Source organism: Humiphilus diazotrophicus (assembly GCF_059726315.1).
The window spans coordinates 35,271-57,153 of the sequence record NZ_AP040871.1 but is presented as its reverse complement, the minus strand read 5'-3'; the positions used below and the strand labels follow the sequence as shown (position 1 = coordinate 57,153).

18 protein-coding genes are annotated in these 21,883 nt (G+C 48.8%); 7 read left to right on the top strand and 11 right to left on the bottom strand.

Annotation, left to right across the window (positions count from 1 at the left end):
* Positions 1-116 precede the first annotated feature (116 nt).
* From AC6I7T_RS30395 to AC6I7T_RS30385, 3 genes are all read left to right on the top strand, one after another.
* Complete coding sequence (locus tag AC6I7T_RS30395) at positions 117-821, top strand: hypothetical protein (protein ID WP_497795122.1); 705 nt, start codon at positions 117-119, stop codon at positions 819-821.
* Positions 822-1,562: 741 nt separating this feature from the next.
* A complete protein-coding gene (locus AC6I7T_RS30390; protein ID WP_497795120.1) occupies positions 1,563-1,832 on the top strand; it encodes a hypothetical protein in 270 nt (89 codons plus the stop codon).
* Positions 1,833-2,626: 794 nt separating this feature from the next.
* Positions 2,627-3,001 (top strand): VOC family protein, encoded by a 375-nt coding sequence (locus tag AC6I7T_RS30385; protein WP_497795119.1) that lies wholly within the window; start codon positions 2,627-2,629, stop codon positions 2,999-3,001.
* A 148-nt stretch (positions 3,002-3,149) separates the two neighbouring features.
* Here the strand turns inward: AC6I7T_RS30385 and AC6I7T_RS30380 are convergent, their stop codons facing one another.
* From AC6I7T_RS30380 to AC6I7T_RS30370, 3 genes are all read right to left on the bottom strand, one after another.
* Positions 3,150-3,548 carry a glyoxalase superfamily protein gene (locus AC6I7T_RS30380; RefSeq protein ID WP_497795117.1) on the bottom strand — a complete coding sequence of 133 codons (399 nt, stop codon included), beginning with the start codon at positions 3,546-3,548 and terminating at the stop codon, positions 3,150-3,152.
* A 249-nt stretch (positions 3,549-3,797) separates the two neighbouring features.
* A complete protein-coding gene (locus AC6I7T_RS30375; protein WP_497795115.1) occupies positions 3,798-5,414 on the bottom strand; it encodes an inorganic phosphate transporter in 1,617 nt (538 codons plus the stop codon).
* 741 nt (positions 5,415-6,155) lie between these two features.
* Positions 6,156-6,731, bottom strand: coding sequence for a DUF417 family protein (locus tag AC6I7T_RS30370; RefSeq protein WP_497795540.1), 576 nt, complete (start codon positions 6,729-6,731; stop codon positions 6,156-6,158).
* A 224-nt stretch (positions 6,732-6,955) separates the two neighbouring features.
* Between AC6I7T_RS30370 and AC6I7T_RS30365 the strand changes: the two genes are divergently transcribed.
* From AC6I7T_RS30365 to AC6I7T_RS30350, 4 genes are all read left to right on the top strand, one after another.
* Positions 6,956-7,777: a helix-turn-helix transcriptional regulator gene (locus tag AC6I7T_RS30365; protein ID WP_497795114.1), complete on the top strand. Its 822-nt coding sequence runs from the start codon at positions 6,956-6,958 to the stop codon at positions 7,775-7,777.
* 235 nt (positions 7,778-8,012) lie between these two features.
* Positions 8,013-11,306 carry a sensor histidine kinase gene (locus AC6I7T_RS30360; protein WP_497795112.1) on the top strand — a complete coding sequence of 1,098 codons (3,294 nt, stop codon included), beginning with the start codon at positions 8,013-8,015 and terminating at the stop codon, positions 11,304-11,306.
* Positions 11,307-11,963: 657 nt separating this feature from the next.
* Positions 11,964-12,590 carry a response regulator gene (locus AC6I7T_RS30355; RefSeq protein ID WP_497795111.1) on the top strand — a complete coding sequence of 209 codons (627 nt, stop codon included), beginning with the start codon at positions 11,964-11,966 and terminating at the stop codon, positions 12,588-12,590.
* A gap of 210 nt (positions 12,591-12,800) precedes the next feature.
* Positions 12,801-13,631 (top strand): alpha/beta fold hydrolase, encoded by an 831-nt coding sequence (locus AC6I7T_RS30350; RefSeq protein ID WP_497795110.1) that lies wholly within the window; start codon positions 12,801-12,803, stop codon positions 13,629-13,631.
* A 37-nt stretch (positions 13,632-13,668) separates the two neighbouring features.
* Here the strand turns inward: AC6I7T_RS30350 and AC6I7T_RS30345 are convergent, their stop codons facing one another.
* The 8 genes from AC6I7T_RS30345 to AC6I7T_RS30310 form a co-directional block, all read right to left on the bottom strand.
* On the bottom strand, positions 13,669-14,604 hold the full coding sequence (locus AC6I7T_RS30345; RefSeq protein WP_497795108.1) for an ion channel: 936 nt from the start codon (positions 14,602-14,604) through the stop codon (positions 13,669-13,671).
* Positions 14,605-14,640: 36 nt separating this feature from the next.
* Complete coding sequence (locus AC6I7T_RS30340) at positions 14,641-15,357, bottom strand: YoaK family protein (RefSeq protein WP_497795107.1); 717 nt, start codon at positions 15,355-15,357, stop codon at positions 14,641-14,643.
* A gap of 15 nt (positions 15,358-15,372) precedes the next feature.
* Positions 15,373-16,836 (bottom strand): alginate export family protein, encoded by a 1,464-nt coding sequence (locus AC6I7T_RS30335; RefSeq protein WP_497795105.1) that lies wholly within the window; start codon positions 16,834-16,836, stop codon positions 15,373-15,375.
* Between the two features lie 53 nt (positions 16,837-16,889).
* On the bottom strand, positions 16,890-17,555 hold the full coding sequence (locus AC6I7T_RS30330; RefSeq protein ID WP_497795104.1) for a M17 family peptidase N-terminal domain-containing protein: 666 nt from the start codon (positions 17,553-17,555) through the stop codon (positions 16,890-16,892).
* Complete coding sequence (locus AC6I7T_RS30325) at positions 17,552-17,839, bottom strand: DUF1427 family protein (protein WP_497795103.1); 288 nt, start codon at positions 17,837-17,839, stop codon at positions 17,552-17,554. Before AC6I7T_RS30325 ends, AC6I7T_RS30330 begins: the two co-directional genes overlap by 4 nt.
* A 17-nt stretch (positions 17,840-17,856) precedes the next feature.
* On the bottom strand, positions 17,857-19,671 hold the full coding sequence (locus AC6I7T_RS30320; protein WP_497795102.1) for an amidohydrolase: 1,815 nt from the start codon (positions 19,669-19,671) through the stop codon (positions 17,857-17,859).
* 73 nt (positions 19,672-19,744) lie between these two features.
* A complete protein-coding gene (locus AC6I7T_RS30315; RefSeq protein ID WP_497795101.1) occupies positions 19,745-20,437 on the bottom strand; it encodes a hydrolase in 693 nt (230 codons plus the stop codon).
* Between the two features lie 363 nt (positions 20,438-20,800).
* Complete coding sequence (locus AC6I7T_RS30310; protein ID WP_497795099.1) at positions 20,801-21,223, bottom strand: DoxX family protein; 423 nt, start codon at positions 21,221-21,223, stop codon at positions 20,801-20,803.
* Positions 21,224-21,883: the final 660 nt, after the last annotated feature.

Sequence of the window (21,883 nt, the reverse complement as noted above, 5' to 3'; positions counted from 1 at the left end):
AAAGTAGAGAGGCGCATGTCGTACGCAAATGTCGGTTGTCAAATGGATCTTGGATAAGAGTCACGTTTTACCAGAGCAATCCGGGGATCCCCCTGCCGAGTCGGCAGGACCGCAACATGATGCATTTTTTGACTCATAAAGCGGTTACCTCAAAATCGCCTGTTTTTCGTTGGAACTGTGTCAACGAGTACATCCGTTTATTCGATCTGGCGGAGCATAGCGGGGAAAACAACCGCACTGTTCAGGAGCGATTTATACGTGTCGCATATATGGACATTCTGATCGAGATCCTGGACCCGATTGAGAAAGTGGTCGAGCAGCACAAGGTACCACTGGTCCAAGCAACCAGACTCAATGCCGAGATCGATGGAGAAGGGAACTGGAGGGTACCGGAGACGCCCGCCAAAATGCTCGCCAAGATGGAAGTGGTTGGAATCAGCCCTTCCTTTTACGAAAAGTTCTTACGAAAGCCAATTCCCATTCCCCTTGAGCTATTGAAGACTACCTATAAGGCTCCCCGCATTCAGGACTATGCAATCTTCATCTACTGGAGGGCCTTTACAGCGGATGATGTCTCTACGATCCCAATGGCACATCTGCAGCAGCAATTCGACAATCGGGATACCAACCCGGCTCGATGGGTCCAGTATTTCAAGAAGGCCATTACCATTCTTCGAGCATTGCCACATCCGTTCAGTCTGATCGAGGCGACGGTTACTTCCGAACACCTCAAGATCCACCCCCTTCCTCGTGGTACCGCTTTTTTTGAAGGCCAGGTGAAGAAGAACGGACCATTAGTTCTGATCAACTCGCCAGCCTAAGCCAAGCAGGGAAGGGAACAGGATTGTCCTTTGCTTTGGGTCGGATACTCTTGTATTCCAGGTTCCTCCTCCAGAGGAATGAAGAATACAAGAAACTGCACTTTGGATACACGTAAGTGCACCAGGCATTCCTGGTTGACCTGCAGTTTATCCTGGGTAATACACGAAAATGCACTTCTCTATCCTTATATATAGGAGCAAGAAAAGGGGATACACGGAACTGCACTTCGATGTCTTTGATTTGATACTGAATAAGTTGTTTAATATCAACTAGATATAAGAAGATCCCTCACCCTCTCGTGGTTCGGATTCACAACCCAGGCTAAACCAATTTGATACCGCGTAAGCCGCTTGCGGAATAAATGAAACCGCATGGGATCCTTCGCTCGAGATGTGGTCGTACCACTTTATAGGGGTTAAGAAGTCAGGCCTCTAGCAATCACTTTTAGAGATAGTTCCGGGCGAAAGTAGTTGCAATACGCATCAGGCTAGAGGTTGGAATCTCCTGTAAGTTGTTGAAATACAAGTATTTATTAAAAATATCTAGCGCTAAAAAAGTTTTGAGAGGAAGGCGATGAATTGACCGAAAAGACGCGTGGGGTCTCCTCTGGTTGGGTCAGTTTTGTTTCGGTTGAGTGGATGAGGGTGCGCGGTGTTTATTGGGGACCCTAATGCAATACATCATCTGCAATACAGTGATCTTGTTGAACTGCATTCAAAGTATTTGGTAGATTGCAGTTCATGGATATCCAGCTGGACAAGCAAACAATCCTCGATATGATTCAGCAGCACAAGGAAGAAGAGCTCGCCAAGGCCCGAAAACACCCATTGCTCTCGGTTGCGACCTTTCGGCTACCTATCGGTTTCCATCGTGCATTAAAAAAAGCAGCGAAGCAGACCGGCTTATCGCAAGGGAAGCTTCTGACCATGCTTTGTGCCCCAGCACTGCGAGCTCTTGTTCCACCGGAAAGCACGGAGGAAGAGGCAGAATGGCTAAATTTTTCAGAGTGATAGAAGGGAGTTCTTCAACAAACAATCTCATATGGATGAATCTGCGAAATGACGCAAACTTCCCCGGCTGTGGCCAGAGCAATCGAGCGAACTCACTCGGCATAAGCGATTAATCCGGCGATCCTCTGCTGTTCAAGGGTGTCAAGCGGGCAGGGCAGAGAAGCAGGTATAGATGTGTCGACACGAACGTACGGTGTAAACCGCTAGACTCTAAGGTACGGCTGCTAGAGCTTTTCGGGTGGTAGGTCATCAACGGTATCTTCCAGAAGAGCACAGGGGGTACCGCATGTGTTTCTCAGGCTCCTCGAATACTTTCGCCTATGCAACATCTAAAGCACTTCATCCTCGTTTGTAACATCAATGAATTCAACTGATTAAATAAGGATTCCTACTCTTTCATTGAAACACTTTCGGTTGGAGATGGAATCTTTAAGAAATACAAGAAGAGAAAGCTCTAAATAATTCATTTGTTTACCTTTGCTTTCTTGGCAAGAGAAGCGATTCGCCTATCTCCCCAGATCATTGAGCTGTTGTCTAACTCAAAACCTTTCGAGGTCATGGCGTGAAACTCTGGCTTCGTTCCTCTTGGAGTACAGCAATCTCCAACACAAGCCCCCAGCTCGTGCACTCCCCGTGCACCCTGAAACTGCTTTCATCAATTCGAGTGCGCATCAGAAGAGAAGGGCAGGCTTGACAAGCCAACTGAGGGAAGCGACTTCAGATAACGAACACAAGGATGAGCTGTTCAGGGGGCCAGTAGATACGGTACTTGTGCTTTTACGAAAGGAAATGTCATGTCCGTTCGATATTGCGTCCCAGTCATCCCCAGCGCTGACCTGAATAAAAGCCTGCGCCTGTGGGTTGATGGTCTCGGATTCTCGGCGAGTTCTGAGATGTACAAAGACGGCAGGCTGATCTTTTGCATGCTGCGGAAAGATGAGCTGAATTTTATTTTGAACCAGCGCGCGGGAGATCCGAGCAAGCCGGAAGACTACGACGGCATTCGACTCTACTGGACACCCACGGACATACAGGACACCAGAGAGCGATTAAAGAATCTTGGCTATAAAGTCTCGGAACTCGAGGATCGGGAATATGGCCAAACGGAGTTTTTTCTGACAGACGATGACGGCTTTTCGCATTGCTTTGGCGTCCCAACCTCGAAATAGAAAGATCAGCAATAAAGTTGGATCTGCAGACAAGAACCACTCTGGAACTACTCAAGCAGGCGGATTTTACATTTCTCCGCGATAGGACCTGAACCACCGTTCTGATCTTTATGTAGAAAGAGCTGCGGATACGCAGGAACAGGACGCGTCAGGAGCTCTGCTCACTAAAACAGAGAATGTAGCCGTCAGGATCCTCAACGTAAAAATCAATACAGGCCCACGGTCTTTCTTCAGGGGGACTGATCACCTGAGCCCCACGCGCTTGCAGCTCACTGAACAGACTCCGGATGCCCGTGACGGAAAGGTATACATCCAGATGCTCGTTCTTTTTCCGGTGCTCTCTTTCCGCAGGTAGTTTAGGGGCATCCTTCAGATGTATCGCGAATCCATCACGACTAACACTTGCGTAGAACGACTCATACATAAAATCGAGTTCGAAGCCTAGCTTGTCACAGTAATACGCAATTGCTCGATCAAGATCATCGACTAAAAACAGAGGAACTATCCCAGTAAGGTGTTTTGTATGGAGGTCTGCCACGGAAGACATCTCGTTTCTTCCCGAATAACGATTGCCAACTTTAGCTGGAGCTTAGCATGCTTCGAGTGGCTCGCTATTTGTTCCTGTACAAGCCCGGCTTACCTGTACAGGAACTGCTGATTGGCTAGCGATTATTCTTGATACTCGCCTTTCCCATCTCTATACAACCGATGGCGTTCCTTCTCGCCGATCGTGTCCGTCAAGAAGCTGGATAAGACCGGCAAAGGAACGCCACTCAATTCTCGATATGTTCACGACCTACACGAACTGACGGAAAAGCCAGAAGAGTGAGCCGGAAAGTAAAGCTGCCGCCGGCAGGGTGCAGACCCAAGCCAGCGCGATATTTCGGATTGTAGACAACTGCAACCCGCTGCGATTTGCAGCCATGGTTCCTGCAATACCAGAGCTGAGCACATGGGTTGTGCTCACAGGCAAACCGAAATTGTCTGCAGCGAAGATGGTTCCCATAGCGACCAATTCTGCAGAAGCACCTTGGGAGTAGGTCAGATGCTCTTTGCCAATCTTCTCGCCCACGGTAACAACAATGCGTTTCCAGCCGACCATAGTTCCCATACCCAAGGCCAGAGCAACAGCCACCTTTACCCAGGAAGGAATAAACTTCGTTGCGTTGTCGACTTTCTTCTTATAGTTGGTCAGAATCCTGGTTTCTTCGGGAGTAAAACCTGGAGCATTGTTTTTGGACATGAGTCGCAGGGCTTCGCTGGCAACATACATGTCATTCCGAACGTTCGTCTGTTGATTGCTAGGAACAGCTGATAGAGAGCGATAAAGCTGAACCTGATTGGCTATATCGTTTACGATCTGGCGTTCGGCAAGCATTGTGTTCGAAGTGAACTGCCGGGTCCGGATATATTCCGTCAGATCCGGCCGGGCATCCCCCATCACAGCATTTGGATCCACGTGTGCACTTAGCACCTTGACTGCCTGCTCAGACACGGCAACGAAATCCTGGACCTGGCTATATCCAACGGCATGATTCAGAGCATATGCAGTTGGAACCGTTCCGATCAGAATCAGCATGATCAGGCCCATTCCTTTTTGGCCATCATTCGAGCCATGGAAAAAACTAACTCCCGTGCAAGTCAGAATTAATAGGGCACGGATGGCAAACGGTGGTGGTTCATCATTCTTGGGAGCTTGATAGAGAGCTGGATAACGAACGACAGACTTCATGAGCAACAGGAGTAAAGCTGCGCAAATAAAACCAACTACAGGGGATATAAGCAATACCCGAAAGACATTTCCAGCCTGTGCCCAATCAACACCACTGGTCCCTGTTCGGACGGACATCAATTGATTAGCTACTCCGACTCCGATGATGGAACCGACCATGGTATGAGAGCTGGAGGCAGGCAATCCGAGCCACCAGGTACTCAGATTCCAAAGAATCGCGGCAACCAACAAAGCGAAGACCATCGCGAATCCGGCGCCGGAACCCACCTGCAATATCAGCTCAACTGGCAAGAGTGAGAGTATGCCAAAAGCCACCGCTCCGGAAGAAGTGAGTACGCCAAGAAGGTTCCAAAGACCGGACCAGACAACCGCTATATGAGGTTCCAGCGAGTGAGTATAGATGACCGTTGCTACGGCGTTTGCCGTGTCATGAAATCCATTGACAAATTCGAAGCCGAGAGCAATAAGCAGGGCTATACCCAATAAGACAAATGGCCCGGCACTCACATTATGAACAGGACCAAGATCGTCGATAAGACGCGTGGTCGCATAGCCGATGCCTCCAAGAAGCACCACCCCAAAAAGAAGTGCACCAACCTTTCCGGGAGACTTGGTTTTTAGCTTTTGATCGAGGAGAGACTCAGCTTGGGGAGAAGTTGCCGCAATAGTGGATGATTCCATTCTCAAAAGGGCTCCAGTCCGCGCAGTGGACAAACACTAGCAGGGGAAGGGAGTGGGAATGATGAAAGGAGATTGCAGAAATTATCAAAATTCTGTTAAAGGGCAATTCAAAGGTCCCGAATTGAGAAGAAGAATTTCTTCCTACTTCGCGGCACATTGATTCACCATCCGTGCTGCTGACAACCACCCATTGCTCACGTGGGCAATGCAAAAAACATCACGGCTATCCAGTGAACGGAGGCCTGCCCAACCATTGCATACCATATTTTTCGTCAGGATGTTTCTTCATGGTTTCAACGAGATTATCACTTTAAGATAAACAAATAAAAAAACTTACACGAAAAAAGTCATATTAAAGGCAAAGGCATAGCCTGTCCTCTTATGTAGGAGGTGTTTAGGAAGAGGTTGTGTGCTGTGGTGCTGGGAGTGAGGAGATGAGGGTGCTCGGTTTTATTTGGGGACCCGTGCGAAATACAGTAGATGAAATACAGCAATTTGAAAATATTGGAACGATGCGGTTGCTAGTCGCTTTCTCCAGCAAGCATGTGTTCCCTTAAAAATACCCGGCTAAACTGCTCATCCGGATGTAGATAAACGAACGAGAGAGACCAGCCTTAAGAATTGGAGCCATACATAATTTTGTGGGAATCGCCCCGAACCGTTCAGTCAGCACAGGCATTTCTCCGATGTCGGAGACGCAGAGAAAATGCTTGCGCTCTATGACTGATCTAGTTGGAGATTTCATTGAATTGAGATCTTGCGTCTACGCAAGGTCGCCTTTGCAGCGTCTGTCATTGTCAAAAAGGCTGCCCCCAACATAATCAAGTCTTTGATCACGAGCCTGCCAGCTCCCGATAGATAAGGAAAACCATGCGCGCTATCGCCAAGTGCCGGAACCCATGCCTCAGGAGTCGTAATCAGAAATGAAAGTGTAGTAAGCGACATAAAGACCAGCAGGAAACTGCCAATCATCGATAAATCCGGTCGGATAGGATAAAGAGCAATCAGGATTGCAAAAGACATAATGGTGATTCCTAACCCGTAGGAAACAGGATAGGTTCCATTCCCTTGGTGCCACTCTCTATTTGCAGGCTTCAGCTCTCCTTCTTTGTTCATATAGTGCCGATACTCCGGTGCTGGGTGATGATAAAGGAAACTAGTCAAAGGGCTGTTTGCCACAAAAGGAACAATGCTATCGGCCTCATAGTTTGCAAACTTCAAGCCACCAATCCAGAGCAAAACAACCACAAGTCCCAGCCGAAGCAGGCCCATTCCCATTCGGTCTAGTGAGGAAATGGTTTTCAGCATGCGATCCATTCTGCTTCCAGATATCAAAGAATCGTTCGCCGATCTGGCGGAAGCATTTGCGATAGAGGCCGGTTGGGTAATCATTGAGGGTTTCTCCTTGTGGGCATTCTGTTCGACTGCACAACCGTTTGATCCTTCAGATTGCTCTCCGATCTATACAAGGAGTCTCATTCGGATAGCAGATCGTCTCGCAATTGCAGAGGGAAGGGGACTGATTGTAGCCTGTGATCGGAATGGATCGTCTGATCGAAATCTTCCAGCACTTTACGCTTTCTGCCAGAGTCTTCTTTTCCGGCAAACTCTGTGGACTGTCCGGAGATCACGAAACTAAATCCTCTGGCCATTTGCATGTATTGAAGTCTGGCTCGATTGAGATAATCCAGCCCAACAAGCAGATCCTCACGGTTGAGGAACCAAGCGTCTTGTTTTTCCCGGGACCAATGCAGCATCGTTTCCAAACTAATGAAGATGGAGTGGAAATTGTATGCGCTCATATTGATTTTGGGGCCGGTGTTATGCAGCCCTTGATTCAGTCGTTGCCTGCATTCATGCATATCCCTCTGGCCTCATTCGACAGCCTGGCTAAAGGAGTAGCGCTTTTATTTGAGGAAGCATTTGGCAACTTGCCGGGACGACAAACCGCAGTAGACCGATTGGCAGAGTATCTTTTGGTTCTGCTCTTACGCGATGCAATGGACAGAAACCTCGTCCATTCCGGAACGCTACGAGGTCTCGCTGATACACGCCTTTCGAAGGCTCTGATCGCTATACACCAAAAGCCTGGAGATCCATGGGACCTTGACAGGCTTGCTGCGGAAGCGGGCATGTCCCGAGCTCGGTTCGCCGCCTATTTTCGCGAAGTCATTGGGACAACACCCTTGAGCTATCTGACGGGATGGAGAATGAGCATGGCTCAGAACATGCTCCGCAGAGGCGAATCGTTGAAGTCCATCGCGCCTGCAGTTGGGTATGAGAGTTCATCAGCTTTAAGCCGAGCTTTCACCCAGATTATTGGTGTCTCTCCAACAGAGTGGATTGACAGCGCCCGCCTATAATCGCCATCTACGTTACCTCGCATGCAGCAACCCAATTAAACCAGGATGAATCATCACGATATTGTGAGATTACTTGCTTATCCGGCAGTCAATGTAATCGTGAGATCTTCACTACTAAACATCCATAGAATTGGTGAATCTATCTTTTTACTAAAGCTGTAACAATCGGCTGCGCTCCCTGACGCCGTTAGGGATTGGCCTATCGAGACGAAATGTATGGGATACTATCGAAACAATGCGTTTCCCCGCGCCCGTTTTCTTCGCAAGATTTGATCCGGTCGTTCAGCGCTTTCGTCTACGGTTTCTAGGCACATCGAGGTGGATAACCTCTCTTGTTCATATCGCTGTGAGCGGACTCATCTTTTACATGCCTTTCATGCATGCTGAAAAGATCCCCTCTGCCATGCCAGCGCATCCCGGCATCGGACATAAAGCGATATCGCTCCCAGTCATAGTAAAAAGAGACATTCACTTTAATCGCGTCTCTGGAAATGAGGGCCTCTCTCAAGTACGAGTGGCACAGATTACGCAAGACGATCAAGGCTTCATGTGGTTTGGAACTCAATATGGCCTTGATCGCTTTGACGGATACAAATTCAAGGTATTTCGGAATGATCGTTTGCGTCCGGATAGCTTGAGTGGCGTTTATATCCGATCTCTCTTCAAGGACCGAAAAGGAAACTTGTGGGTTGGCTGCGATCAATTTCTCGATAAATTCGATCCCAAGACCGAAGTCTTTAACCATTACCGGCTGGGAGAAAAAGACACAAAGACGCCGAATCCAACCATCAACCATATCAGCCAGGACTCAACAGGAATTCTATGGCTGTCTACCGGAAGAGGGCTCTATAGCCTGAATCCGGATACATCACGGATCACGCTGTACACTCACTCTACATCTGACGCTTCCAGTCTGAGCAACAGCGACATCAAATCCACCGGAGAAGATCGCAATGGTGGATTCTGGGTAGCAACCCGCGATGGACTTGATAAATTCGACCGCAAAACCGGCAAAGTACTTCGCCATATTCCCTTGAGCGACTCCGGACATGCGCTATGGTTTCATCAAGATCGTTATGGAGTCTTTTGGCTTGTCTATGGTGCCGATGGCATTCTGGCAACACTCGATCCCGCAACCTACCAAGTAACCGATTACGCTCTTGGCGGAGTAAAAGACGGAGATCGTAGCAGAAGTAAGATCAACACCATGCTTGAGGATAGCGATGGTGAAATGTGGTTTGGTTCCGACGGCAACGGCATTCTCCGATTCGACCGACAGGCTCATCGCTTTCTCGCATACAAAAATGACCCTAGCGATGTTGAGAGTATTGCGCATAATCGCGTCAGTACATTATTTCAAGATCGAGAAGGAAATATCTGGGCAGGACTTCACGAACTGGCTCCTAATTTTTTCTCCAAGCGGCCAGCGCTCTTCAAAAAGTTTTCTCATCAGACAGGTAACCCTAATAGCTTAACTTCCAGTTTGGTAACAACCATCTTTGAAGAAAGCCCTCAATCTTTACTTGTCGGCTCTACCGGCTCACTACAACGAATCAATCTGCTAACAGGTCAATACTCTGTCTATTCTTCGAAGTTCGAAGGAACAGACATTCTGAACATCGCAAAGGACAACCACGGTCAGCTATGGTTTGGAACTGCAGGCAAGGGAGTCTACCGTCTTGATCCCAGAACCGGCAAGGTCAAGAACTATGACAAAAACTCTCTAGTCCCCGGAACGCTAAGCAGCAATCATGTCCAAAGATTTCTGATAGACGAAAGTGGAGCACTCTGGGCCGCCACTTGGACCGGGCTGAACAAATATGATCCTGTAACAGATACATTTACGGCTTATCATCCGGAAACAGGTGGGGAAAACTTCTACGCATTTGTGAAAGATGGAAAGGGAGCGTTCTGGATCGGCAGCAACCTGGGTTTGTATCACTTCGATCCAGCTACGCATACCGCCGTTGCTTATCGACACAATCAAGAGGATCCCAACAGTTTAAGTGACAGTAGAGTTAACTCAATCTATATCGACCACGCTGGACGGACATGGATCGGCACCCAGAACGGACTGGACCGGTTAAACCCTGAAAAGGGGTCGTTTACAACCTACAGCGAGAGGGAAGGCCTGAACGGAAATGTGGTGAGTTGCATTTTGGAGGACGACGTTCATCGGCTATGGATGAGCACGAATAAGGGAATTAGCCGTTTTGATCCCAGCAGCGGAAGCTTTGATAACTACACTCCCGCGGATGGAATTCCCGGCCCGGACTTAACCGGATGGGGAGCCTGTATGAAGCGCAGTACAGGTGAATTCTACTTTGGAGGTTTCAGCGGAGCCACTGCCTTTTATCCCAAGGACGTGATAGAGAGTCCTACTGTTCCGCCAATAGTCCTTACGGATTTCCGCATAGCTGGCGTGCCTCTTTTGGCAGGGAAAAATTCACCCCTGCAACAATCCATCAGCTATGCCCGATCAATTGTACTGGCGCACAACCAGAACGTTTTTTCGATTGAATTCGCGGCGCTAAGTTATTTCAACACCACGACCAATCGATACCGGTACAAACTGGATGGCATCGATCGGGAGTGGAATAATGTCGAAAGTGAGCAAAGAATAGCAACCTACACCACTTTGCCGCCCGGAACCTACACCTTTCATGTTCAAGGGTCGACGGGGAGAGGAAGTTGGAGCGAACCCGGTGCGGCTCTTCGGATCCAAATACTCCCTCCGTGGTGGAATACGTGGCAATTCCGCTCATCGTATATCGCGGGAATCCTTCTTTTAGCCTGGGGCATTTACCGGCACAGATGTCAACAAAACGAGCTGCAATTCCAAATTCGCCTGGAAGAACGAGTCAGCGAACGCACTAGAATTGCGCGAGAACTGCATGACACTCTACTCCAGAACTTCCAAGGCCTGGTACTCAGCTTTCAGGCAGTTGCCAGTACGGTACCGCCCAATGAACGGACTCATCAGCTAATGAATGCGGCTCTGGATAAGGCTGATCAGGCTTTAGTGGAGGGCAGAGACAGTATTGCTAACCTGAGAATAGGTACCGAGTCGTGTCCCGACCTTGCGGTATCCTTTGCTGCTCTTGGACAAGAACTAGGCGTTGATAATGCAGTGGCTTTCCAGTTGAGGCTCCAGGGAAAACCAAGATCTCTGCACCCTGCAGTACAGGAAGAGATCTTCCGAATCGGTAAAGAAGCTCTGACAAATGCCTTTCAACATTCTCAAGCAACGGAGATTGAAGCGGAGATTCTCTACACCAGGAACAGAATATCTTTCCGCTTTCGTGACAATGGACGCGGCATTGATACGTCTGTCCTGGAAAAAGGTGGTCTACCAGGACACTGGGGACTAATAGGGATGCGTGAACGAGCAGAACGTATCCATTCGGAGTTAAAGATATGGAGTGAAGCTGGTGCGGGAACAGAAGTTGCACTCGATGTGCCCGCTCCTAAGGCTAGACGATTTTCTATGGGGAAGCTCTTCAAAAGATCTCGGGTTGTGGACTTGTAGGGCTTCTTCAGAGTTTATCGTGACGCATTCCTTCTGGAAGGCAGCGCCTTTAGTTCGTCCTTTACTTTAGGTCTTTGGGAAACTTGATAACTCTACGGCCAAACATGAGCGAATCAAGGGAATAGGCTCCGGGCCCAAGAAATATAAGAGCGATTGCATTTGTCACCCCAGGAAAGGGAATGATGGCCGTGCACCCAATGTTGCTAAAGACAACTGCTAGCAAATAGAGAACGCAAAAGACAGAACAGAATGGAGTCAACAGACCAATGGCGAGAGAAATGATTATTGGAAATTGCGCCCACGATACCCAGATCGCATAACTTGCCGACGTCCGGTCGAGCACAACGTATAAATAGATTCCGGCAGTTGTGAGTCGCAGCAGCAGTAATGCGCCGCCTAACGTTCCTGTCGGAAAAATTGAGTATAATCGTTGCACACCTCGACGTTAGCAAGCGGCATTCATACCTACAACGCAAAATAGAGCAATGAAACACTTACTCTTTCGGGTGGCTAGATCTGGTTTTTCAAGCAGAAAGCACCGTTTACATACAACTGTTTTAGAACTTGGAGCGTCGCAAGATCGATCCTCTGCGAAGAGATGGATCGACCCAGCGGTCGCTCCTGGACGGCAAATCTGGTACATCTAAAATCATGACCATGCCCAGTAATAAAATCCGTGTCCTCGCCGTAGACGATCATCCTTTTCTGCGGGATGGAGTGGCTGCCGTTATTTCGCAGCAGGTGGATATGCAGATGGTGGCAGAGGCAAACAATGGAGCAGAAGGAATCCAGCAATTCCGGACTCATCACCCGGATGTTACGCTAATGGATCTGCGCTTACCAGATATGAGTGGTGTTGACGCCATTTGTGAAATCAGGAAAGAATTTCCCGATGCAAAGATCGTTGTACTGACTACCTATAAAGGGGATGTTCAGGCGACCAAGGCCTTTAAGGCCGGAGCTTTTGGCTATCTGCTGAAGAGTACTCTTCGCAAGGATCTGTTGGAGACAATCCGGCTCGTTCACAAAGGCCATCGTCGTGTTCCACAAGAGATTGCTGCAGAGATGGCGGAACATGTAGCGGCAGACACACTCTCCTCTCGTGAACTGGAAGTCTTGAGAGAAATCGCTTTAGGTAATTCGAATAAAGCAATCGCGGCTAAACTGCTGATTACCGAAGACACAGTCAAAGCTCATGTAAAAAGTATCCTGGCAAAACTGGCAGCCAATGATCGCACCCACGCTGTAACTATCTCGCTTAAACGCGGTTTCCTCGAAATGTGAGCTTGCAGTAAGCAGGATGAACATCTTGACAGGCAGGCCCCTTTCTTGCACCCCCCAAACGGGTGGCAATGCCGTTCCTCTATCGAGGGTTTCCCCTAGCTTTCATTCACGTAAGAATCTGATTGGTTCCGCATGTCCACGACGAGTATTCGTCAATCTCATGATGCTCGGCATGGTGCAGGTGGCAAATTAATCTACGCGAGGATCGCCATGCCATTTATAACTGTCGACAAGGAAAATTCAGAAGATATTCAAATCTATTATGAGGATCACGGCGCGGGGAAACCGGTTCTTCTAGTCCACGGATGGCCACTCAGTAGCTCCTCCTGGGAAAAGCAAGTCGCAGCACTGGCCGAAGCAGGCTATCGGGTAATCACCTATGATCGACGTGGATTTGGTAAATCCAGTCAACCCATTTCCGGATACGACTACGATACGCTTGCGTCAGATCTCCATCTCCTGATCATGAAACTCGATCTCCAAGATATTGCTCTCTTCGGCTTTTCCATGGGAGGTGGAGAAGTAGCTCGTTATATCGGTACTCATGGAAGCGACCGGGTAAAGAAAGCCGGCTTTATTTCTGCGGTAACGCCATTTCTCCTAAAGACAGCTGACAATCCTGACGGGATAGACAGTAAACTCTTTGACAATCTACAGAAATCCTGCCGAGATGATCGATTTACATTCGTTCAGGGCTTCCTGCAGCTCTTTTATAACGTTAAGGAACTTCAGGGAAAGCTAATTAGCGATGCAGCTGTACAAGCCAGCTTTCAGGTCGCAGTCCAGGCATCGGCAAAAGCCACTCACGATTGCATTGGCGCTTGGTTAACAGACTTCAGAGAGGACCTCAAGCAATTCGATATTCCTACCCTGGTTATTCATGGAGCAGCCGATCAAACAGCTCCTTTCTCCGCTACTGGGAAAAAAATGCCGAACTATTTGAAGCAGGTAAAGTTAATAGTAATCGAGGATGGGCCGCACGGATTGAACTGGACACACGCTGAAAAACTTAACCAGGAGTTGCTGGATTTCCTGTCTTGAACCACGGCACAATATGTAGGCAAATACCTGAGCATTGCTAAACTAGTTTATCTAGCCCTTCCAGATCAATTCCCAGGATGTTCCCAGCCTCATCTCGGCGATAGAAATCTGCATGCTGCTTTCCAAAGACAATCTCGCTTGGAATATACGACGTCCTCGAACTTACAGTTTGCCCTGAGCTTTCATCGAGCCCGGTAACAAGAACCAGGATCTCTACTCGCCGGGCTTCGAGGATAGCTGTATCGGACTGGAATAAGGGACTGGTCGCGTCGACTCGATGACGAAGCGTCCATGAAAGGGGAAGAAATGTCGAGGATGAACGCTCTAGCTGAAGCCGAGTAAATCTCCGCATTGAAGTTCTCTGATTCCCCTCCATCCAGGAATAGACCACCTTGGCTGAAGTATCGATGACCTCGCTTTGGCTACGATTGGTTATACGAAACTGCAGATATTCAGCATCATCCTGCTTCGTGATAACGGCTGTTTTGCTGAAACGGATGCGAGCTCTGGTTCTCGATATCCGGGCGAAAAAAAGTCCTGTTATCAGTGCGAAAGCCAGTAAGCCATAAATCGACTCAATTGCAACAAGTAGATTGGCAGCCAGGCTGATAGGAACAAGCCCTCCATAACCGATAGTGCTGAGGGTCTGAATACTAAAGAAAAAGCAGGTCCAGGCACGACTGATGTGCGCAGCAGGACCATTGCTCGCAAGGGCTTCACTTCCACAAAAATAATAAGCTGTGCCGAATAGCAGATTGGACACAAAGTGAAGAACCGCCATCAGGAAAAAGAAGCGCAGCCATGAAATGTTGAGCAGGGTCAGATAAGAAAAAGATTCGCGTAAAGAATGAGATCGGATTTTGTTAAAGCTCCCGTCGCGATTCATGAGCCGGGATGGAATCACTGCCCCTTTATGGCCAATGATTCCATCATGAAAGGGGAAATCTTCGAGATGTTTGTCTGCAGCGCTCATAGTGGAGAGAAATCAACATCGATTGGCATCGGCACACTAGCTCTGCTTTGCAGTCAGTAGCTTTATCTCTTGTAATGTGTCATTGCGATAAATCTGTATTGCGGCACAGAGCCCCGAAAGCAGAGCAGTGATAGTCAGTAGAGTAAAGAGAGAATGGCGCAAAAGAAGGACTCCGGAAGCAGCTCCCAGAAACATCATCACAATTGAAGCAATGCGCCTTTTCCAGCGTGGATTCGTACCTCCCCCCAACGAGGACTCGGAGGCAAGTCCAGCGACCGTAAGCGTAAGAACTGTCGTTGTCAGCTCCGGAATAGCAAGCTTTCTTATCGTTCCATTACGAATCCCCATCCCCAGAGCCGTCAGCGCAATGACCCAATAGAGAGGAACAGGTGGAAGTTGTAAATCCGAAGCATACCCATGAGTGACAAAAGAGGCAATTAGCAGAAGTACAGCTTCCAGGGCAAGCGCCACAGCAAGCCAATATCTCCGTCGATGCCGGCTCAAGGCCAAATCTACCCGTCCTGCGATGACACCACCTAGCAGAGAAGCAGCGAGAGCCGTTAATGATCGGCCGACGGAAAGCTCCTTCACTCCCGCAAATGCAAATGCCAGGAAAACGACATTGCCTGTCATGTTGGCTGTAAACACATGGCCCATGGCAACAAAGCTTGCAGCATCCACGATTCCGGTAATGAAGGTCAAAAGAAGTAAGGATGCGTGCAATGCTGTTTCGCTGAGAGACTGTTCATTCATCGAGATCCGCCGTTGTCAGAACTTATAGCCAAACCATAATGATGTATAGTTCAGATTCTTGCCGTAGCCCGATTGGCGTAAGAATGGTCCTGAAAAAAACACACCATAATCTCCTTGCAGATAAAGGTGCCGATCAATCTGCCAGCGGACTTCTATTCCAGGGCGATGACCAACAAAACTCGCATTGCTCTTGCCCGATCGAACCAGAAGATTTCCCGGAACTCCATAAACGCCATCGTTCTTACTCTGTCTCCACCAAATGACCCAGTCCGCATCAACACTCACAGCATGGGGCAGGTTCAGACGCATATCCGGATGGAGATCACGAAAGTTTACCGGTCCTGGTCCGGTATCTGCCAGGACACCGAAATAATTACCGATCGGGAAGAGCGCATTAAAGGTTTGCAAATCCTTATTTTTGGGACTGCTATCGCCGCTCGAAATATCTGCCCGCATTCCCAGACGCGGAGTAAAGGGAAGCTTGGGCAACATATACCCAAACTCACCAGCAGTTGTCCAGGCGCGGATGTCGCCGGATCCAAAAGAGCCGAATTGATAAACGGCCTCAATATCAAAATGAGGAATAGCTGTACGGCCAGACGTTGCAACCGGAGAGGGAGTGGCTATTCGACCTCCGACCGTGTGCCGAATCTCGCGACCTGTACCCTGATTGAATGTCGCACTTTTACGATCCAGGCCGAAATAATAGATATCCAGCAAATTCCTATTTTGCTTACTCCATGAACGGGTTGCGAAGATGCCCCAGAACTGTGTCGCATGATTCGGAACATTATTGAAGTATCCGTGATTATCGACAGCAGGGCGAACAGCAAAAGCATCTGTCTGCCATAGACCCAGATGATTACTGACGCGAAATCCGTAAAAGCTCTGGCGTACATTAGGACCTTCTCTTACGGCAACAAGCCGGCCGGATCCAAAGTTCAGTTCTTGTCTTCCCGTCCTTACCGTTACCGGATGTACCCGGGGCCCAACGCCTAGATCAACGAATGCGTTAAGAAAGTCCAGACGCTTTAGGTCAATTGGTCGAGGTCCGCCCTTTCGGCCTTGCTCAAGACCGCTTTCGAACTGAATAAAGAAACGTATTCTCTTGTTAACGTGCGTATCAAAATGCAATTGGTAGCGCTGAAGAGAAAATTGATTCGTGGCGTAAGGAGTTCCACCCCAATTGTCATTTTGGACGCGTTCATATACATTGCGGAACTCGCCTCCAATCGATAAATATGGAGAACCAGAAGTCCGGCCGAAAGGAATGTATTTAATGGGATCTAGCCAATCTGCGCGATTGGCTAGATTGGCTAGATAACTCCAGTCCTCCTCGAAACGCAGTATCTGATAAGACGGTCTTGCCGGAGGCGTTTGATGAGCGCTCAGGCTAGTCTGCGCCTCCAGCTTTCCAGCGGAGACGAGCCCCGCAAGAGGACCCGCAAAAGCAAATACCGATATTATGATGAATCCCATTGCGGAGGTAGCTCGTATCACGATTACATCTTTCTATTTAAGGTTGTAGCAAATTAGTGAGATGAAGTTCCCAAGGCGCGATCGATTCCGCCTTGCGTGTCTTTGGCATATTTTGTTCCCGCGAGATAGGTAACGTCTGTAACTGCTGTGGCCTCTGTTGCATTCCCTTTACGCAATACAGTTTCTGTAGAAAGTGCATCGCGAAACCCACGAACTACCTGCTCTGCCACCTGTCCTGTTGTGTACTTCGTGACACCGCCATCCAGAATCGTTGGAGCAAAAAAGGGATGGGCAATACCAAGACGGTTTGCTTCGCGCAGGGCAATCTTGCCAACCTGATACATGCGCTCGGGAGTAAAGGTCGCCGAATCTCCAAGACCGACAATGAGTACCTTCTTGGCCGTCAGAGTTCCTGGAGGAGGCGTCAGCAGAATGGTCTCGCCAAGATCTCCGTTAAAAAGACCAGGCTTGCGGATTTCATCAAGTAGGCCATGAAGTTTTTCATTGGTCTCTATGAGCGATCCGTGCAACGTGTTCTCTGGAGAGGATCGAAATAGACAGAAGATCTGCAGATCTGTCTTGGTATCCGCAGGGCTCTGCATTAACACCGTGACAGGCAGCGTCGGAGTTGTCTCGGCAGCCTGCCCCAGGGACAGAGAAGCTTGTCCCCATAGAAGAGAAGTTATCAGCAAAAGATGGGAAAAAGAGAAACGTCTCATATACCTTTACTCTCCTTGTCACGCAACACATAGGGAGAATCGACAGATGCCCTCTCCTGTATTCGTTCGGCGGTTGCTCCCGTAGGGCCACCGCAAAGATGGGAAGTCGTTGCGGGTTTATTGCGGCGATTGAGAACCGCATTCGATGAGGTGTAGCCAAGAGTCATGGCCAGAACTAGAAGAGCTCCGGGAAGAACAGGTGGACTGCCAACCGGTATGTCGAAGAAACGACATCCCGCCCCCACGGCAAAACTAATAACGAGCCCCAGAATGAATTTAGTCATCTCGATCTCCTGTTGCTTCAGAATGCAAAGCATTCACAACCTAAGCCCCAAATCGCCTCCCCCAGACGTCCTTGAGAAGCATGACTCTTGTGAGCATGATGCCGGCACGCGTGATCTTGAGCTGCATACACAGGAGTAAGAGGGTTGTAATATCCTCCGTAATGCAATGTAGGAGCCCAATCCTGAGCTGAGGGAAGTGGTGACGGTGCTTGATTCTCAAAATCCCTATTGGCATAAACAACTTCGCCACCGACTACGGTCAAGGCAGACTGTAGATCTTTAATCTCTTCCTCTGGAATGCTGAAATAGTCTGCTGTCAACACCGCAAAATCTGCGAGCTGACCAACAAAGAGTCCACCTTTGCTGCCGTCTTCCGTGGAGAACCAGCTGCTACCTTGGGTATAAAGGCGAAGCGCTTCTTCCCGCGACATCCGGTTGTTTTCGGAATAGAGCTCCAATCCTCCAACTGTTTTTCCAGATATCAGCCAATAAAGAGAAACATAGGGGTTGTAACTAGCAACTCTGGTCGCATCTGTGCCTGCACCAACTGGAAGTCCTAACTCAAGCATGCGACGGATCGGAGGGGTTCGCCTGGCAGCCTCGGCTCCATATCGGCCAACAAAGTACTCACCTTGAAATGCCATTCGGTGCTGAACTGCAATTCCTCCCTGCAGAGCCGCTACGCGTTCTATATTCCTATCGCTGATGGTTTCTGCATGATCAAAGAACCAGTGAAGACCGTCGAACGGAATATCTTTGTTCACTTTTTCAAAGACAGTCAGGAAACGTTCGATTGATTCGTTGTAGGTGGCATGCAGTCGAAAAGGCCATCTTTTCTCGACAAGCAAACGGACTACCTGCTCTAGTTCTTTCTCCAGCCCCCCATCCAAATCGGGCCGCGGTTCCAGAAAGTCCTCAAAGTCTGCGGCAGAAAAGACGAGCATTTCGCCAGCACCATTCAGACGGAACATCTGGTCTCCCTGATGAAGCTTGACTGTCGAGGTCCAGTTCTGAAAATCGTCGAACTCCTGCTTGGGTCTCTGCGTGAAGAGGTTATAAGCAATGCGCACACTCATCTGCTTTTTGCGGTGCAGCTCTTCTATAACCTTGTAATCATTGGGGTAATTCTGAAAACCTCCCCCCGCATCGATAGCGCTTGTGATACCCAGACGGTTCAGCTCTCGCATAAAGTGGCGGGTAGAGATGAGCTGATCTTCATAGTTCAAAACTGGACCCTTCGCGAGAGTTGAGTAGAGAATTCCGGCATTTGGCCGAGCGATCAGCAATCCGGTTGGATTACCTTTCTTGTCTCGCTGAATTTCGCCGCCTGGAGGATTCGGCGAATCCTTTGTGTAACCTACAGCCCGAAGGGCAGCTGCATTGAGAAAAGCACGATCATAAAGATGCAGAACAAAAACCGGAGTATCCGGTGATACGGCATTGATCTCTTCCAGCGTCGGCATACGCTTTTCAGCAAATTGGAATTCATTCCAACCGCCGACAACCCGAACCCACTGTGGCGAAGGCGTGCGCTGTGCCTGTTCCTTTAACATCCGCAATGCGTCTGCCAAAGAAGGAACGCCATCCCAACGCAACTCCATGTTGTAGTGGAGGCCACCACGAATAATGTGCAGATGCGAATCATTGAGTCCAGGAATGATGGTGCGCCCACCAAGATCAATCACCTCGGTTTGAGAACCGCGTAAGGGCAAAACATTATCATTGCTTCCGATTGCACAGATCTTTCCGTCTGCAATCGCAAGCGCCTGAACGAAGTAAGGCTTCGTATTCGTTGCAATCTTTCCGTTATAGAAAATCTTTTCGGGTAGCATTGTTGCCTCCTGCGTCACGGTTAGCGGGGAAGGGAAGCAGGACCGAGATAAATAGCGGTCCTGCTTGGGGTCTCTAGCTATGAACCAGCTCGGCAGGAACTTCCCAACCTGGATATACACTCGGAGCCGCGTCGTGGACCATCGTGTAGGCGTATTCAACGCCCATTCCGTAAGCCCCGGCATGGTGCTTCACTACATCCATGACCGCGTTGTAGGTTTCCTTCTGAGCCCAATCACGCTGCCACTCGAGCATGACCTGAATCCAGGTGACAGGTTTTGCCCCAGCCTGTTCCACCCGGCGCATCGCGGCTTCATGTGTCTTCTGGTCTAGATCTCCGCAAAGGTCTTCGACGACATAGACTTCGTAGCCATCATTGATTGCCTGAATCGTCGGAAAGGTAACGCATACCTGTGTCCACAGGCCGGCGAGAACAATCTTCTTCTTCCCGGTTTTCTTTACTGCGGCAACAAAGTTTGCGTCATCCCATGAATTCATGCTGCTCCGTTCAATAGGAGTCTGCTGGGGATAGATAGCCTGGAGTTGAGGCCAGAGATTCCCGCTGAAGGACTTGGTTTCAACGGTGCTCAGAATGAGCGGAACATCGAATATCTTGGCTGCCTTGGCAAAGCCGACAACATTATTGATCAGCGATTGCCTGTCTATGCTTGTTACTCCGAATAGCATCTGGGGTTGGTGGTCAATCAGAGTGACCACACAATTATCCGGTGTAAGTAAGCCTTTTTCGCTACGTGGTTTCAAACTCATCGTTCCTCCGCTTTTGCAAACTTATTTCGTGCGCCAGCCCGGCATTGTGGTTGGCACTCCGGTCGTATTCTTGCGTTGGCTAGTGAAGGTCGCTATGGACCTAAATAAACACCAAAGAGATTGTCGAACGGTCTCCATAAAGGCGAAACACTCGATTGGGGAACATTTAAACTACCCATTTGAGGGAGGACCATCGACTTGCTGAGGATAAAGCAGTCAAAATAATATGTAATTGTTTTACTTACTTATTGGCGTATTCAGGAGAACCAGAGAAGTGGGCCATCTTGCCTAAGACACAGACGCGTAAATAGATACTCCTCCACCTTGACGATTTTTCGAAAGGCAGAGGGGTGATTGAATTAACTATTTTTCCGAGATTCGACCTTTATACGATGCGGAGACAGTCTGCAGTTTGGTTCCAGCAATAAAAAGCAACCCGCCCCAGATCGCAAAGTTTTTGAAAAAATTGATCATCTGCCCCTGAAATGCCGGAGTTCCGAAAGCCTCCCAAAATGAATGCGACACGAAAGTAGCGGGAATCAAGAAAACAAGCAGAGCAAGAGAGGCAAGCTGAGGGTATAGCCCAAAGGCAAGAGCGAAACCGCCTGTCAACTCAACGGCTCTTCCCGCAATCATAACCATAGGAACCAGAGATGCGGGAACACCGCGAGCTAAAAGTTCCTTTGCCGGAATGCCTTGATCAATTACTCCAAATCCATTCAATAGAAAGGCACTGGCAATCAAGATTCGTGCAATCGGCTGCGCCAAACGTAAAAACAGATTCATACCACCCTCACGTAGATTGATTGATCATTGCAGTTGAAGACTGCTAAATCCTAGAGACCGCAAAGGCAGAACAAAACCCTAGATCGAGCTTGGGGAATATAACCCTTTTGAGTGGTTATACGGATTCAAAGGGCGGTAACGACGCGCGGCGTCTTGTGACTGAGGTTTTCAATATCTCAGAAACTGCTGATTTCCGGTCTCGATATGGAACGAAGGAAGCAGGGAGAGATTGAACGAAATTCGGAATGGATTACATAAAATCGCCTTGATGATTGCCTGCTTCGATCTGCTTATGATGAAGGTTCACCTCTGAACGGAACAGGACAGGCCCCAAGATTCTGAATAAGAAAGACCAAATTACGTATAAAGTTTCGTTGACAGTGCATACATTGTTGTATACAAAATAAAATTTGACACTTTAAAGACTCAATGCGGCTTCGCCACTCCTCACCAGTTGGGGCAAAGTCATTCGATGGATTTTAGTTATTTATAGCCAGGGAACCGAAGATCTACTTTCCCGTTGTGAAAGTGGTTCCTTTAACGCAGAGCGTTTTCGTGAACAGGCCCGCAATTGCTTGAGGAAATGGCGCTAAGGGTAATTTCTCACGATTTCGTCTGCTCTCGATATCCGCCGTCTGCTCGACCAGCTGACGGCGAAGC